This is a genomic window from Isoptericola sp. NPDC056618, assembly GCF_042792715.1.
Lineage (GTDB): Bacteria > Actinomycetota > Actinomycetes > Actinomycetales > Cellulomonadaceae > Isoptericola > Isoptericola nanjingensis.
This window is the reverse complement of sequence record NZ_JBHTVZ010000017.1, coordinates 24,030-39,415: the sequence shown is the minus strand read 5'-3', so window position 1 is coordinate 39,415 and position 15,386 is coordinate 24,030. Positions and strand designations below refer to the sequence as shown.

Sequence of the window (15,386 nt, the reverse complement as noted above, 5' to 3'; positions counted from 1 at the left end):
GGCGGCGGGAACCGCGGGGTACCGTCGTTCGTCGGACTGTCGGGCCGGCCCCGTCGTCCGGCGCACGCACACACGAAGGTGACACCAGCATGAGCTCGACCTCCCCCACCCCGATCCTGCGCGCGTCCGGCCTCGTGGTCGGCTACGGCGGCCCTGCGATCCTCGAGGGGATCGACCTGGAGCTGCTGCCCGGGGCGGAGCCCGTGGGCGTGGTGGGCGAGTCGGGCGCCGGGAAGTCGACCCTGGTGCAGGCACTGCTGGGGCAGCTGCGCATCCGCGAGGGGCACGTGACGTTCCAGGGGCGGACGGTCGCCAAGCTCGGCCGGCGCGACAAGAAGAGGTTCCGCGCGGCGGTGCGCACGGTCGCGCAGAACGGGCTCGACGTCGACCTCCGCTGGACCGTGGAGCGCGCCGTCTCCGGTGCGCTGTCGGACGCCCGCAAGGCCGGCCGCGCGAGCGGTCGCACCGTGGCGGACCTGCTGGACGACGTCGCGCTCGAGCCGCACTTCGCGAAGCGCGCGATCTACTCCCTCTCCGGCGGGGAGAAGCAGCGCCTCGCGCTCGCCCTCGCCCTGGCCACCCGCCCCGAGGCGCTGCTGCTCGACGAGCCGCTCACCGCCGTCGACCCGGCGATGCGCGGCGAGATCGTGCGCCGCCTCACCGACGCCACCCGCGCCGAGGGCACCGCGGTGCTGCTGGTCTCGCACGACGTCGAGCTGGTCGGCCGGCTGTGCCCGACCGTGCACGTGCTCGCGGACGGCACGTTCGTCGCCTCGGGCCCGATGGGCGACGTCATGGCCGCCGGCTCCGACGACGACGCGCACCCCGCCGTCCGTGGCCTCGCCGAGGCGGCGCCCCTCGCGGCGCAGCGCTTCCGCTGACCTGATCTCTCGCGGCGCCACCACCCGGTTCCTGACGACACGCTCCCGACGAGACGTTCCCGACGGAACCGGGCCGCGCCGCGACGCGTTCACCGGGTGACGACACCGGGGCGACCGACGGCGCCTCGGCCGCCGAACGACCGAGAGGACCCCGGTGGACGCGGACACCTGGTGGAACATCGCGCTCGTCCTGCTCTTCGTGCTCCTGGGCGGCGTGTTCGCCGGGACGGAGTTCGCCCTCGTCTCGCTGCGGGGCACGCAGATCGACCAGCTCGAGCGCAGCGGCCCTCGCGGCCGCCGGGTGGCCGGGATCGCCCGCGACCCGAACCGTTTCCTGGCCGCCGTGCAGATCGGCGTCACCGTGGCGGGCTTCTTCTCCGCGGCGTACGGCGCGTCCACCCTGGCGCCCGACGTCGCCCCCGCGCTCGAGTCCCTCGGCCTCCCGGAGGGCGCCGCCGCGACGGTCGCGCTCGTCGGCCTGACCCTCGTCATCGCCTACCTGTCGCTGGTGCTCGGCGAGCTCGTGCCCAAGCGGATCGCGCTGCAGCGCACCGCGCAGGTCGCCCTGGCCGTCGGGCCGCCGCTGGACCGCTTCGCCGTGCTGATGCGGCCCGTCATCTGGCTGCTGTCGCGCTCGACGGACGCCGTCGTGCGCCTGCTGGGCGGCGACCCCAGCCTGCGCTCGGAGGAGATCACCGAGCAGGAGCTGCGCGACCTCGTCGCAGCCCACCCGGGCCTGCACGAGGACGAGCGGCGCATCCTCTCGGACGTCTTCGCCGCCTCGGAGCGCAGCCTCGGGGAGGTGATGCGCCCCCGGGGCGACGTCGTCTTCCTGCGGGCGGACCTGCCGCTCGCCGAGGCCGAGGAGCGCACGCGCGACCTGCCCTACTCGCGGTACCCCGTCACGGGCGAGGACGTCGACGACGTGCTCGGCTTCGTGCACGTGCGCGACCTCGCCCGCGGCGCGGGGGCGCCGTCGGCCGGCCGGCGCACGGTGCGCGACGTCGCCCGGCCGGTGCTCGACCTGCCGGCGACCGGACGCCTGCTGCCGACCCTCGCCGAGATGCAGCGCACCCGCACGCACCTCGCGCTCGTCGTCGACGAGTACGGCGGGACCGACGGCATCGTCACGCTGGAGGACCTCGTCGAGGAGCTCGTCGGCGACATCCGCGACGAGCACGACCCGCTCGCCGCCGTGCACGTGGCGGGCACGTACGACGCCGGTCTCACGATCGAGGACTTCGCCCGGCTCACCGGCGTCGAGCTGCCCGACGGTCCGTACGAGACCGTCGCGGGTTACGTCCTGGCACGGCTGGGGCGCCTGGCCGAGACCGGCGATGCCGTCGTGGTCGACGACGCCGGCCCCGCCACGGACCACCCGGATGCGGACGGCGAGCACGTCCTGCGCGTGACGGCGGTGGAGGACCGCCGCATCCGCGAGGTCCGCCTCGACTGACCTGCGTGCTGCCCCGCCCTGCCGCCCGCACCATCAGGAGGGGTCGGCGGCGGGGGCGTGCCGCTGCAGGAAGGCGAAGACGTCGGTGTCGTCGACGCCGGGGAACGCACCGCGCGGCAGCGCCGCGAGCACCTGCTGGTGCATGCGGGCGCTGGGCCAGGCGACGCCGTCCCAGCGCTCGGCGAGCTCGGCGGGCGGGCGCTGGCAGCACGACGGGTCGGGGCACGTGGAGGCGTGCCTTACCTGGGTGTCGCGCCCGCGGAACCACTTGGCGTGCGCGTACGGCACGCCCACGGTGATGGAGAACTGCCGCCCGTCCGCGCCGGTGCCGGTCTGGACCGAGTCCCAGAAGGTGCCCGCCGGGGTGTCGGTGTACTGGTACGACTCGGTGGCGCGGTCGCGGCGCGTGAACGCCTCGCGCCCCGCCCACCAGCGGCACACGAGCTGACCCTCGATGGCGCCGGTCACGTCCTGCGGCAGGGGCAGCCCGTCGTTGGCGTACCCGCGGAACAGCGCGCCGTCGTCGCCCACGCGCAGGAAGTGCAGCGGGATGCCGAGGTGCACGGTGGCGAGGTTGGTCAGGCGCATGGCCGCGGCCTCGTGGGTGACACCGAACGCGTCGCGGAAGTCCTCGACCGCCAGGTCCTTCTCCCGCTTGCGCCGCTGCAGGAACTCCACCGCGACCGACTGCGGGATGAGGCAGCTCGCCGCGAAGTAGGTGATCTCCACGCGCTGCTGCAGGAACTCGGCGTAGCTGCGCGGCCGTTCGTGGTCCAGCACGCGGTGCGCGATGGCCTGCAGCGCGAGCGAGCGCAGCCCGTGCCCACCCGGGATGGACGCCGGCGGCAGGTAGATCCGGCCGTTCTTCAGGTCCGTGACCGACCGCGCCGACCGCGGCAGGTCGTCCACGTGCAGGATGGTCAGTCCCAGCTGCTCGGCCATGCGCGCCACCGTGCGGTGCGTGAGGGCGCCCGCCCCCGCGTACCCGGCGCGGTGGGTCAGCTCCTCGCCGAGCGCCTCGATCTGGGGCAGGTAGTTGTCGCGTGCCTGGCGCTCGTGGCGCAGCTCGGTGTTCGCGCGACGCGCCTCCTCGGGGGTGGCGATCGCCTCCTCCTCGCGTCGCGACAGCTCCGTGTGCAGGCCGACGAGCTGCTCCAGCACGGGCATCGGGAGCTTCTGGCTGGGCTTGACCGACGGCAGGCCGAGCGCCCCGAAGAGCGGTCCGCGCTGCGCGCGCTCCAGGGCGATCTCCAGCTCCGCCCGGCGCGACGGCGGCTCGTCGGCGAGCAGGTCGGGCACGGCCATACCCACGGCGTCGGCGATCGAGCGCAGCAGCGACAGCCTCGGCTCGCGCCGTCCGTTCTCGATCAGGGACAGCAGGCTCGGCGCCGAGCCCACCCGCTCCCCCAGCGCCTCGAGCGTGAGGCCACGCGACGTGCGCGCGTGCCGGATGCGCCGGCCGAGGGTGATGAGGTCCGGCGAATCCGTCCCCGGGACGTCCTTGGCAGCCATGGTTTGACGGTACGTGAAGATCGGCAGTTCTTCACAGCCGATCCGCTGGAAAGTCAGTGCGACGGGGAGGGAGGCTGGAGACAGCCCACCCGGCCGCGCACGCCGGGGCCTCGACGGACGGAGCACCCGATGACCTTCACCGCGAACCCGCGCCGCACGCGACTCGCGATCGCCGAGCTCGCCCCGGACGTCCTGGCCCCCAGCGCCCTGGCGCCCGCGGAGCACGCCGGCGCGGCGTCGTCGCGCGCCACCGCGCCGTCGCCGCGGGACCCCCGCGCCTGGGTCCGGGAGGTCGCCGAGCTCACGCAGCCCGACGAGATCGTGTGGTGCGACGGCTCGCCCGCGGAGAAGCAGCGCCTGCTCGACCAGATGGTCGAGGCCGGCACGCTGATCAAGCTGGACGAGGCGAAGCGACCGAACTCCTACCTCGCCCGGTCGAACCCGTCCGACGTCGCCCGCGTCGAGTCGCGCACCTTTATCTGCTCCGAGCGCGAGGAGGACGCCGGCCCGACGAACAACTGGCGCGCACCCGCCGAGATGCGCCAGGTGCTGACCGGGCCGGACGGCGTCTTCGCCGGCTCGATGCGCGGCCGCACCATGTACGTGGTGCCGTTCTCGATGGGACCCGTCGGCGGCCCGATCTCGCAGGTGGGCATCGAGATCACCGACTCGCCGTACGTCGTCGTGTCGATGCACGTCATGACGCGGGTCTCGCCGCAGGTCATGGACCTCATCGACGGCGGGCAGCAGTGGGTGCCGGCCGTGCACTCGGTGGGCGCCCCGCTGGCGGACGGCGAGGCCGACGTGCCGTGGCCCTGCAACGACACGAAGTACATCGTCCACTACCCCGAGTCGCGCGAGATCTGGTCGTACGGCTCCGGCTACGGCGGCAACGCCCTGCTGGGCAAGAAGTGCTTCGCGCTGCGCATCGCGTCGGCGATGGCCCGCGACGAGGGCTGGCTCGCCGAGCACATGCTGCTCGTCCGCGTGACCTCGCCGGAGCAGCGGCAGTACCACCTCGCCGCCGCGTTCCCGAGCGCGTGCGGCAAGACGAACCTCGCCATGCTGCGCCCGACCATCCCGGGCTGGACCGTCGAGACGCTCGGGGACGACATCGTGTGGATGCGCCCCGGCCCGGACGGCCGCCTGCGCGCCATCAACCCCGAGGCCGGCTTCTTCGGCGTCGCGCCGGGCACCGGTGTCGAGACCAACCCCACCGCCGTCGAGACCTTCACGCACGACGCGATCTTCACGAACGTGGCGCTGACCGACGACGGCGACGTGTGGTGGGAGGGCCTCACGCCCGAGCCGCCGGCGCACCTGATCGACTGGCAGGGCAACGACTGGACGCCGGACTCCGACACCCCGGCCGCGCACCCGAACTCCCGGTTCACGGTGGCCGCGGCCCAGTGCCCGACGATCGCCGACACCTGGGAGGACCCGGCGGGCGTGCCGGTCGACGCGATCGTCTTCGGCGGCCGCCGCGCCACCAACGTGCCGCTCGTGACCCAGGCGACGAGCTGGGACCACGGCGTCTTCATGGGCGCCACGATCAGCTCCGAGCGCACGGCCGCGGCCGAGGGCACGGTCGGCGAGCTCCGCCGCGACCCGTTCGCGATGATGCCGTTCTGCGGCTACAACATGGCCGACCACTGGGCGCACTGGCTCGCGGTGGGCAAGGGCCTCGACGCCGACAAGCGGCCCAAGGTGTTCCAGGTGAACTGGTTCCGCAAGGGCGAGGACGGCAGCTTCCTGTGGCCCGGGTTCGGCGAGAACTCGCGTGTCGTCGAGTGGATCGTCACCCAGCTCGACCGGGCGCGCGGCCTGCGCACCGACGCCGGCGCCGTGCACTCCCCCGTCGGACTGCTGCCCGCGGCGGGCGCGCTGCGCACCGACGGCCTCGACCTGTCCGACGACGACCTCGCCGCCCTCTTCGACGTCCCGGTCGAGGCGTGGCTCGCCGAGACGGCGCTGACCGGCGAGTTCTTCGAGACCTTCGGCGACCGCGTGCCCGACCAGCTCTGGGCGCAGCTCTCCCTGCTGCGCGAGCGGCTCGGCGCGCGCGGCTGACCCACGGACCCGGGCCCGCCGGAGAGGCACCGGCGGGCCCGTACCCCTCGCTCGGCGCGGCAGTCCGGGTTCGCGGCGGCAGTTCGTCCTGCCGCGCCGAGCCGAGACTGCCGCGCCGAACCGCGTCGGGCGTCAGGCGTAGACCGTGCCCATGAGCTCGCGGACGTCGGCGAGCGTGCGGTCGGCGACCTCGTTCGCCCGGGCGTTCCCCCGGGCGAGGACGTCGCGCACGACGGCGGGACCGTCGGCCGCCAGGGCGGCCCGCCGCTCGCGCAGCGGGCGCAGGCCCTCCACGACCGCCTCCGTCACGACCGCCTTGAGCCGCCCCGCCCCGGCGTCGCCGACCGACGCGGCCAGCGCGTCCGGCGTCGTACCCGCGAAGTGCGCGCCGATGCGCAGCAGGTTCGCCACCTCCGGCCGGGCCTCCGGGTCGTAGGCGATGTGCCGCTCGGAGTCGGTGCGGGCGCGGCGGAAGAAGCGCACCGTCTCGTCCTCGGTGGCCCGCAGCTCGAGCGCGTTGCCGCGCGACTTGCTCATCTTGGCGCCGTCGTTCCCCAGCACGGTGAGCGACGGCGTGAGCAGGGCATCCGGCTCCGGGAAGTACGGGCGGGCGCCCGCGTACCGCTGGTTGAACCGCCGGGCCACCGTCCGCGTGGTCTCCAGGTGCGGCAGCTGGTCGAGCCCGACGGGCACGAGGTTGCCGTGGCAGAACAGGATGTCCGCCGCCTGGTGCACCGGGTAGGTGAAGAGCAGGCCGGACATGCCCCGCCCCTGCCGCTTCTCGGCGTCCGCGGCCTCCGCCTTCACGGTGGGGTTGCGCTCCAGCTCGGCCACGCTCACCAGCGACAGGAACGGCAGCAGCAGCTGGTTCAGGGCCGGCACCGCCGAGTGGGTGAACACGGTGGAGCGCGCCGGGTCGATGCCCGCGGCGAGGTAGTCGAGCACCACCTCGCGCACGACGGCGGGCAGGTCGCCGGTGTCGTCGCGGTCGGTGATGACCTGGTAGTCCGCGACGACGAGCACCACCTCGACGCCGGCGTCCTGCAGACGCACCCGGTTGTCGAGCGTGGCGAGCAGGTGGCCCAGGTGCAGCGTGCCGGTCGGCCGGTCGCCGGTGAGGACGCGGAAGCGGCCCGGGTCGCGCGAGATCTCCCTCTCGATCTCGGCGGAGCGGGCCTGCGCGACGCCGGCGCTCGTCGTCGCGGGGGTGGGGGCGGTCAGGACGGTCGGTGCGGTCATCGGTGCGGCTCCTCAGGGGATCGCCGCCCGTCGGACCGGTCCGGACACGAGAACGTCCCGGCTGCGACGGGCAGCTCGGGACGGGGACGTGGGTGCGTCGGGTCAGGGCTGCGGAGGCAGCCACCACCAGCACGCGCGCGTCGTCATGACGTCAGCCTACGCCTGGGCGGCCAGGCAGAATACGGGTCGTGATCCGCTGCCTGTTCGCTCTGTCCCTCGGCGTGCTCGCGGCGTCGATCCTCGGCGACGCCCTCACCGGCGACCCGCTCTACGGCACCCTGCTCGTCGTCGCGATCGTGGTGGCGAGCATCGGCCTGCCGCTCACGATCATTGGCGGCGTCGTGGGGGGCCTGGGCGGCGCGGACCCGAAGAAGGTCGCCGCGGCGAAGGCCGCGGGGCGCACGACGCTCGCCCGGGTGACGGGCATCCGGGCCACCGGGTCGGCCGTCAACGACCAGCCGGTGTGCGAGATCGAGCTGCTGGTCGTCCCCCGCCAGGGGCACGGGCCCTACCGCACCACGACCCGGCAGGTGGTGAACCTGGCGCGGCTGGCGGCGTTGCAGCCGGGTGCCGTCGTGGTCGTGACCCAGCTCGACCCCGAGCGCCCGGAGGTGGTGCTCGACGACTCCCCCGATCACGACTGGCTGCGCCGCGCCGAGACCGACCGGCAGGTGCGCGACCTGCGCGACGCCGACGTCTGGGAGGCGCCGCGCCGCGGGCGGGCGCCGGGCGCGATCCGGCGCATCCCGTTCGTCGTCTTCCCCGTGCTGGCCGTCGTCGGCTTCGCCGCGGCGCTCTACCCCGCCTGGGGCGAGGCGGGCCGCCTGGTCGAGACGCGCTCGATCGACACCGTCCGCGCCGAGCACGACGCCGCGGCGGCCGCCGAGACCTCGATGTTCACCCCGGGGAACCTGCGGCCCGCGATCGACGCCGTGCTCGCGCTGTCGGGGGACGAGGTCACGGAGGTCTACGTCTTCGACCAGTGGGTGCGGGTCACGGCCCCCACCTCGCCGGGGGCCACCACGACCGACGAGTGGCAGTACCGCGACGGCGAGGCGACCCGCGAGGGCGCGTCGCTCATCCAGCCGGAGCCCGAGGACGTTCCCCGACAGCTGTTCGACGCCTCGGAGATCGGCTGGGAGACCCTGCCGCCGCTGTTCGACGAGACGGAGCGCCTCACCGGGATCGACGACGCCGACGACCCGATGCTGTGGGTCTCGCGCGAGGTCTGGGCCGACGAGAAGCCCAGCGACCCGCAGGTCCACGTGCCGGTCTCCGACGACTACCACGACGGGTCGGTGGACTTCTCCGCCGACGGCGAGGTGGTCGGCACCTCCGGCGGCGCGCCGGGCTCCGAGGCCGCCGCGGCGGAGGGCGGGGCCTGACCCGCCCGACCGACGGACGCACCGCGGCGCCGTGTCCGCGGCCGGCGTGGTCAGATTCTCCCGTGGAGAGCGCAGCGCGACAGAGGGCCGAGAGCGCCCGCGGACCCGTCCCGATCCTGGGCCGCGACGCCGAGCTCGCCCGCGTCGAACGCCTCGCCGCCCCGGGTTCAGGCGGCGTGCTGCTCCTCGTCGGGGAGCCGGGACTGGGCAAGACGACGCTGCTGGAGCACGGTCGCGAGCTCGCCCGCCGGGCGGGACGGCACGTCCTCACGGCGCGGTGCGCGCGCGGCGAGCGCGAGCTGCCGTTCGCCGCGCTGCACCAGCTCCTGCTGCCGCGTCTCGACCGCCTCGACCGCCTGCCGGCACCGCAGGCGCGCGCGCTCGGGGCAGCCCTCGGTCTGCACGAGGCCACGGCCGTCCCGGACCGGCTGCACCTGGCGGCGGGGGCGCTCACGCTCCTGGGCGACGTGGGGCCCTCCACGAGCGACGGCTCCGGCGACAGCGGCACCCTCGCCGTCGTCGACGACCTGCACTGGGCGGACGACGCCTCCCGCGACGTCCTGCTCTTCTGCGCCCGGCGGCTGGCCGACGCGTCCGCAGGGACGTCTCTCCTCCTCTCCACTCGGCCGGAGGCACCCGAGCCCCTCCCGACGATCACGCTGTCCAGCCTCGACCCCAGTGACGCCGCCCGGGTCCTCGACCTGCAGCCGGTCCCTCCCGCCGCGGCCGTGCGGCACGACCTCATCCAGCACGCGGCCGGCAACCCCCTGGCGCTCGTCGAGCTGTCCCGCGCGGATGCCGCGGTGCCCTCGCCCGCGCCGCCCGACGGCCCCTGGCCGGTGAACGAGCGGATCGAGCGGGCGTTCGCCTCCCGACTCCCCGCGCTGCCCGCGCCGACGCGCTGGCTGCTGCTCCTCGCCGCGGCGGCCGACGGCGACGACCTCGCGCCCGTCCTCGCCGCCGCCGGTGAGGTGCCGGACGATGATCCGCTGGTCGCGTGGGCACCGGCCGAGACCGCGGGCCTCGTCCACCTGGACGGGCCCCGCTTCCGGTTCCGCCACCCGCTGGCACGCGCCGCGGTCTACCACGCTGCGCCCTTCGCGGAACGGCGCGGCGCACACCTGGCCCTGGCCGAGGCCGTCGACGACCTCGACCGGCGCGCCTGGCACCGCGCGGCAGCCGCCGTCGGCCCCGACACCGCCGTGGCGACCGAGCTCGAGGCCACGGCCGACCGGGCCCGCGACCGAGGGGGCTGGGCCGCGAGCGCCCGCGCGCTCGAGCGCGCGGGCGAGCTCTCGGCAGACCCGGACGAGGCGGCGCGCCGCTTCGTGCTCGCGGCGCCGGCCGCCATGTACACGGGCCGCACGGCCTGGGTGGAGCGCCTGGCCGCCCGTGCCCTCGAGGTCACCGACGACGAGCACACGCGCTGGGAGGCCGACCTCTACGGGGGATGGGCGGCTGCCTCGACACCCCGCCACCGCGCCGCGGTCGAACGCCTGACGAGGGTCGCGCGCCGGGCGGGGGCGGCCGATCCCCCGCTGGCCCTCGCCGCGCTGGCCCCCGCCGCCGTGACGGCCTACTACTCCGGCGACGACGAGCTGATCGACGACGTCGCGCGCTGCCTCGAGGCGCTGCACCCGGCCGACACCGTCCCGGTGACCGCGTGGGTGCGGGCCGCGGCCGCGCCGTTCGCCCCGGCCTCGCGCGCCACGCTGGACGGCGCGGTCCGGGCGGCCACGCACCCCGGCATCAGCGAGCTCAACGTGCTCGGCGGGGCGGCGTGGATGCTCGACGAGACCGGGCTGGCCGCGCGGCTGCTCGGCGAGCTGCTGGAGCTGTTCTCCCACGGTCCCACGCAGGGGGCCAACGCCCTCGTCACGGCGACCCTCGCCGCTGCGCTGCACGAGCTCGGCAGGTGGGACGACGCCCAGGGGCACGTCGAGGACGCGGTGCGCGTCGCGGAGGCGACGGGGATGCCGGTCGTGCGGGCGGCCGCGGTCGAGACGGCCGCCCTGCTCGCCGCCGGCCGGGGCAGGACGGAGGAGGCCCGGGACCTCGCGCAGCACGCGCTCGCCGACGTGGGGCCGGGGGCGACCCGGTCCGTGGAGGTGCGTGCGCGACAGGCGCTCGGTCTTGCCTCCCTGGTCGCCGGCGAGCCCGAGGCCGCCTACGACGCCCTCCGCCGGACCTTCGCCCCCGACGGGCGGCCCACCCACCGGCACGCCTCGGTGCACGGGATCGCGCTGCTCGCCTCCGCCGCCGCTCGCGCGGACCGGCCCGAGCGGCTCGCGGACGCGGCCCAGGTGCTCTCCGCCGTCACGGCACACGTCGGCGGCGCCCCGGGGCCGCGGGTGGCGGCCCTGCTGCACCACGCCCGCGCCCTGCTGGCCTCCCCCGACGACGCGGTGGGCGAGTACCGCGCCGCGCTGGCCGACCCTGCCGGCGCCACCTGGCCGTTCGAGCGTGCCCTCGTCCGGCTCGACCTCGGCGAGCGGCTGCGGCGCCTGCAGCGCGTGAGCGAGGCACGGACCGAGCTCAGCGCCGCACGCGAGACCTTCCTGCGGATCGGCGCCGCCTCGTTCGCGGACCGGGCGAGCGCCGAGCTCCGCGCCGCCGGGGTCGCGGTGGCGGAGCGCACGCCCGACGCCCTCGCGCAGCTCACGCCGCAGCAGCGCCGCATCGTGCGGCTGGCGGCCGAGGGACGCAGCAACCGGGAGATCGCGGAGCGGCTCTTCCTGTCCCCGCGGACGGTCGGGTTCCACCTCTACCGGGTGTTCCCGCTCCTCGGCGTGACGTCGCGCGGCCAGCTGCGCGACCTGGTCGACGCCGGAGTCCCCGGAGCGGGACCAGTCATCTGACAGAAGCGGCCGGCCACCCCCGCGGGTGAGGGTGAGGTCTCCGACCCCTGGGAGACACACCATGACCGAGTTCAGCGCGTCCCGCCGTGCCGTGGTCTTCGTCCACGGCCTGTGGCTCCACGCCGACTCGTGGACGCCGTGGATGGACCGCTTCGCGGAGGCCGGGTACGACCCGCACAACCCGGGGTGGCCCGGCGCCCCCGCCACCGTGGCGGAGGCGAGGGAGCACCCCGAGCTCGCGGGCGGCGTGGGCATCGACGACGTCGTGGCGCACTACGCCGACGTCCTCGACGGCCTGTACGTCGACGGTCTCGACCCTCGGCCCGTCGTCGTCGGGCACTCGTTCGGCGGACTCGTCGCCCAGCGCCTGCTCACCGAGGACCGGGTGGCCGCGGCGGTCGCGATCGACCCGGCACCCCTGCGCGGGAACATCCTCCTTCCGCCGAGCTCGCTGCGGGTGGCCGCCGTCGCGCTGACGACCCCCGCCAGCTTCCGGGGCACCGTCGCGCTGACCCCGGAGGAGTTCCGGTACGGCTTCGCCAACGAGCTCTCGGACGACGAGGCCGCTGCGCTCTACGACCAGTGGACGATCCCCTCTCCCGGCAGACCTCTGTTCGAGGACGCGGCGGCGAACCTGCTGCCGGGATCTCCCGCGCGGGTCGACACCCGCGACGCGGACCGCGGTCCGCTCCTGTTCATCGGTGGCGGCATGGATCACACGGCGCCCGCGTCCCTGACGCGCACCTCCGCGAGGATCCACCGGAAGCACTCCGGCGCCGTCACCGACCTCGTCGAGTTCCCCGACCGGGGACACTCGCTCACCATCGACCACGGCTGGGCCGAGGTCGCGGACGCCGCGCTCGCGTGGCTCAAGGAAAAGGGGCTGTGATGCCTTTCATCACCACTTCCGACAGCTCGTCCGGTCCCGTCGAGATCTTCTACAAGGACTGGGGCACCGGCACCCCGGTCGTGTTCTCGCACGGGTGGCCGCTCAACGCTGACGCCTGGGACCGCCAGATGATGGCGGTCGCCGACGCCGGCTTCCGCGCCGTCGCGCACGACCGACGCGGTCACGGTCGCTCCACGCAGACGGGCGACGGCAACGACATGGACCACTACGCGGACGACCTCGCCGCGCTGCTGGACCAGCTCGACCTGACGGACGTCGTGCTCGTGGGTCACTCGACCGGCGGCGGGGAGGTGGCCCACTACCTGGCGCGCCACGGCTCGGCCCGCGTGCGCAAGGCGGTCCTCGTCGGCGCCGTGCCCCCGCTGATGGTGCAGACGCCGGAGAACCCGGACGGCACCCCGATCGCGGTGTTCGACGGCATCCGGGAGGGCGTGCGGACCGACCGCTCGCAGTACTACCGCGAGCTCGCCGTCCCGTTCTTCGGCGCGAACCGCGAGGGGGCGAACGTCTCCCAGGGCGCGATCGAGCAGTTCTGGCGGCTCTCGATGCAGGCCGGCCTGAAGCCCGCGTACGACTGCATCGCGCAGTTCTCGGAGGTCGACTACACCGACGACCTGCGCGCGATCGACGTCCCGGTCTTCGTGGCGCACGGCGACGACGACCAGATCGTGCCGATCAAGGCGGCGGCCGTGCGGTCGGCCGAGATCCTCGCCGACGCGACGCTCAAGGTCTACCCGGGCGCACCGCACGGCATCGTCGGGGCGTACGAGGACGAGTTCACCAAGGACCTCGTGGCGTTCGTCCAGGCGTGACGCGACGGTGACCCTCCGGCGCCCCTCGTGGCCGGAGGGTCACCCGGCGTCACCGGGCCGGTCGGCGGGCGGCGTGAGCAGCGGCTCGAGGTCCGAGGCGTCCACGAGCGGGTCGTCGAGGTCGACCGTGATCTGCGAGCGCGCCATCACGCGGGCCGCGCCGGTGACGGCGGAGCGCAGCGCCGGGTAGTCGCCCACGCGGGTGCGCTCCAGCACGGTGCCCACGAACCGGCTGCCGCGCGGCGAGACCGTCTCCAGCGACTCGCCGTCGCGGATCTCCCCGCGCTGCGCCATGAGCGCGAGCCGCGCCGACGTACCGGTGCCGGTGGGGCTCCGGCAGAGCACGCCAGGGTGCACGTACGTGGCGGACGGGGACTCCCAGCGGCCGTCGCCGACCTGGCGCAGCGGCCCCATGAAGTGCGCGAACGGCAGCGGCCCGACGTCGCCCAGGTCGGGGTGCTCCTGGCGCAGGCCGGGTCGGGCCGCGCGGACGAAGGCGTCCCCGAACGCGGTGAGCGCCACCTGCTCCGTCGGGCCGATGTCGAACCCGTAGCGGGACGCGTCGACCAGGGCGTAGTACGCGCCGCTCCACACGAGGTCGAACAGCACGTCGCCGTGGTACGGCACCTCGACGCTCAACGCCTCGTCGGCCACGTACGCCGGCTCGCCCTCGGTGGTGATGGACACGACCCGCCCGTCGATCACCCGGGCGCTCACCCGTGCCAGGCCCGCCGGGGACTCCAGCGTCACGTCCTGCAGCCCGTCGCCGTCGCGCAGCGGGATGGCCCCGCTCTGCAGCAGGGCGGTGGCCGTGCAGATCGTGTTGGAGCCCGAGTACAACGGGTACCCCATCGCCTCCATGATCACGTAGCCGGCTTGCGCCCGCGGGTCGCTGGGCTCGACGATCAGGTCGACCGACATGGCCGGGTCGCCGTACGGCTCCGACAGCAGCAGGCGGCGCAGCCCGTCGCCCTGCTGCTCCAGGTAGCGCGCCTTCTCCAGCACGGTCCGCCCGGGCAGCGGCTCGACGCCGGACATGACGACCCGGCTGACGTCGCCGCCGGACTGCGCGTCGATCAGCTCGATGGTGCGCTCACGGCTGCGCATACCGTGCCCCCACGCCGTCCCAGTGCCGGTCCGGCACGACGACGAGCTTGCCGACGTAGGACTTCGCCAGGAACGCGCGCTGCGCGTCGTGCAGGTCGGAGAGCCGGAACGTGCGGTCCAGGAGCGGACGGATCTCGCCGTCGGAGATGTAGCGCACCAGCCGCCGGAAGGCGGTGCGCGTGCCCTGCGACGACCCGTGCAGCTCGAGCTGCTTGAGGTACATGGTGCGCAGGTCGAGCTGCACGACCGGGCCGCCGATCGCGCCCGCCGTCGTGTACCTCCCCTCGGGCCGCAGGATGCGCAGCAGGTCGTTGAACATGGGCCCGGCCACCAGGTCGGCGACGACGTCGACCGGACCGTCCACCACCCGCCCCACCTCGGCGACGAGGTCGCCGGCGTCGCGCAGCACGACGTCCTGTGCCCCGATCTGCCGCAGCGCCTCCTCCTTGCCGGCGCTCGTCACGGCGTACGGGACGGCACCGCGCACGCGGGCCAGCTGCACGATCGCCGACCCCACGCCGCCGGACGCCCCCGTCACGAGCACCCGCTCCCCCGCGGCCAGCCGCGCCCGGTCGAGCATCTGCTCCGCGGTGAGGTAGGCGCAGCAGAACGTCGCGAGCTCGGCGTCGGCGATGTCGGTCGTGATCTCGTAGGCGTTCTCGGCGGGGGCGGTCATGTACTCGGCGTACCCGCCGTCGCGGCCGTGACCGATGTAGTCGATGTCCGCCAGGCTGTCGTCGCCCTCGGGCCGGTGGTAGATGCTGAAGTCCACGACGACGCGCTCCCCGACCCGGCCGGCGGGCACGCCGTCGCCGACGGCGGCGATCACGCCGACGGTGTCCGCGCCCTGGATCCGGGGGAAGGTGAGCGTGGATCTGCCGCGTCTCCACGTCGAGACGGAGCCCGGGTCCGTCTCCGTGCCGTACGCGCCCTCGCGGACCCACACGTCCGTGTTGTTCATGCCGCACGCGTGCACGTCGATCAGGACCTCGCCCGCGGCGGGCGCGGGCGTGGGCACGTCCTCGCGGTACACCAGCCGGCCGAGGCCCCCGTGGCCGACGAGCTGGACCGCCTTCATCACCGCCGGAATCTCCGCCATCAAGGGAGCCTAGGGGCGGGAGGGGCCTCCCGTCATCGGGTGCCGCGGCACGACGTC

Annotated in this window: 11 protein-coding genes; 7 read left to right on the top strand and 4 right to left on the bottom strand. The window is 74.9% G+C overall.

Annotation, left to right across the window (positions count from 1 at the left end; genetic code table 11):
* Positions 1 to 89: 89 nt before the first annotated feature.
* Positions 90 to 881, top strand: coding sequence for an ABC transporter ATP-binding protein (locus ACFQ8T_RS17290; RefSeq protein ID WP_430547718.1), 792 nt, complete (start codon positions 90 to 92; stop codon positions 879 to 881).
* A 154-nt stretch (positions 882 to 1,035) separates the two neighbouring features.
* Positions 1,036 to 2,337, top strand: a complete 1,302-nt coding sequence (locus tag ACFQ8T_RS17285) for a hemolysin family protein (RefSeq protein ID WP_430547717.1) — start codon at positions 1,036 to 1,038, stop codon at positions 2,335 to 2,337.
* Positions 2,338 to 2,370: 33 nt separating this feature from the next.
* Here the strand turns inward: ACFQ8T_RS17285 and ACFQ8T_RS17280 are convergent, their stop codons facing one another.
* The gene (locus ACFQ8T_RS17280; RefSeq protein ID WP_430547716.1) at positions 2,371 to 3,849 is read right to left on the bottom strand and encodes a helix-turn-helix domain-containing protein; all 1,479 of its coding nucleotides are present in this window, start codon (positions 3,847 to 3,849) and stop codon (positions 2,371 to 2,373) included.
* Positions 3,850 to 3,978: 129 nt separating this feature from the next.
* On the opposite strand from ACFQ8T_RS17280, the gene ACFQ8T_RS17275 reads away from it, so the two are divergent.
* Positions 3,979 to 5,919, top strand: coding sequence for a phosphoenolpyruvate carboxykinase (GTP) (locus ACFQ8T_RS17275; RefSeq protein WP_430547715.1), 1,941 nt, complete (start codon positions 3,979 to 3,981; stop codon positions 5,917 to 5,919).
* Positions 5,920 to 6,051: 132 nt separating this feature from the next.
* Here the strand turns inward: ACFQ8T_RS17275 and trpS are convergent, their stop codons facing one another.
* On the bottom strand, positions 6,052 to 7,158 hold the full coding sequence (gene trpS, locus ACFQ8T_RS17270; protein ID WP_430547714.1) for a tryptophan--tRNA ligase: 1,107 nt from the start codon (positions 7,156 to 7,158) through the stop codon (positions 6,052 to 6,054).
* Between the two features lie 188 nt (positions 7,159 to 7,346).
* Between trpS and ACFQ8T_RS17265 the strand changes: the two genes are divergently transcribed.
* The 4 genes from ACFQ8T_RS17265 (at position 7,347) to ACFQ8T_RS17250 (ending at position 13,123) form a co-directional block, all read left to right on the top strand.
* Positions 7,347 to 8,543, top strand: a complete 1,197-nt coding sequence (locus tag ACFQ8T_RS17265) for a hypothetical protein (protein WP_430547713.1) — start codon at positions 7,347 to 7,349, stop codon at positions 8,541 to 8,543.
* Between the two features lie 62 nt (positions 8,544 to 8,605).
* Positions 8,606 to 11,401 (top strand): AAA family ATPase, encoded by a 2,796-nt coding sequence (locus ACFQ8T_RS17260; RefSeq protein WP_430547712.1) that lies wholly within the window; start codon positions 8,606 to 8,608, stop codon positions 11,399 to 11,401.
* 61 nt (positions 11,402 to 11,462) lie between these two features.
* The gene (locus ACFQ8T_RS17255) at positions 11,463 to 12,290 is read left to right on the top strand and encodes an alpha/beta hydrolase (RefSeq protein WP_430547711.1); all 828 of its coding nucleotides are present in this window, start codon (positions 11,463 to 11,465) and stop codon (positions 12,288 to 12,290) included.
* Positions 12,290 to 13,123, top strand: a complete 834-nt coding sequence (locus tag ACFQ8T_RS17250) for an alpha/beta fold hydrolase (protein WP_430547710.1) — start codon at positions 12,290 to 12,292, stop codon at positions 13,121 to 13,123. Before ACFQ8T_RS17255 ends, ACFQ8T_RS17250 begins: the two co-directional genes overlap by 1 nt.
* 39 nt (positions 13,124 to 13,162) lie before the next feature.
* Here the strand turns inward: ACFQ8T_RS17250 and ACFQ8T_RS17245 are convergent, their stop codons facing one another.
* Positions 13,163 to 14,230, bottom strand: coding sequence for a proline racemase family protein (locus tag ACFQ8T_RS17245; RefSeq protein WP_430547709.1), 1,068 nt, complete (start codon positions 14,228 to 14,230; stop codon positions 13,163 to 13,165).
* The gene (locus tag ACFQ8T_RS17240) at positions 14,217 to 15,329 is read right to left on the bottom strand and encodes an alcohol dehydrogenase family protein (RefSeq protein WP_430547708.1); all 1,113 of its coding nucleotides are present in this window, start codon (positions 15,327 to 15,329) and stop codon (positions 14,217 to 14,219) included. The genes ACFQ8T_RS17245 and ACFQ8T_RS17240 overlap by 14 nt, the downstream gene beginning before the upstream one ends.
* Positions 15,330 to 15,386: the final 57 nt, after the last annotated feature.

Excerpts from the sequence above, each read along its gene's own strand:
- ACFQ8T_RS17255 (WP_430547711.1), top strand. The coding sequence starts at position 11,463 with ATGACCGAGTTCAGCGCGTCCCGCCGTGCCGTGGTCTTCGTCCACGGC.
- ACFQ8T_RS17280 (WP_430547716.1), bottom strand. The coding sequence starts at position 3,849 with ATGGCTGCCAAGGACGTCCCGGGGACGGATTCGCCGGACCTCATCACC.
- ACFQ8T_RS17240 (WP_430547708.1), bottom strand. The coding sequence starts at position 15,329 with ATGGCGGAGATTCCGGCGGTGATGAAGGCGGTCCAGCTCGTCGGCCAC.
- trpS (WP_430547714.1), bottom strand. The coding sequence starts at position 7,158 with ATGACCGCACCGACCGTCCTGACCGCCCCCACCCCCGCGACGACGAGC.
- ACFQ8T_RS17275 (WP_430547715.1), top strand. The coding sequence starts at position 3,979 with ATGACCTTCACCGCGAACCCGCGCCGCACGCGACTCGCGATCGCCGAG.
- ACFQ8T_RS17250 (WP_430547710.1), top strand. The coding sequence starts at position 12,290 with ATGCCTTTCATCACCACTTCCGACAGCTCGTCCGGTCCCGTCGAGATC.
- ACFQ8T_RS17245 (WP_430547709.1), bottom strand. The coding sequence starts at position 14,230 with ATGCGCAGCCGTGAGCGCACCATCGAGCTGATCGACGCGCAGTCCGGC.
- ACFQ8T_RS17290 (WP_430547718.1), top strand. The coding sequence starts at position 90 with ATGAGCTCGACCTCCCCCACCCCGATCCTGCGCGCGTCCGGCCTCGTG.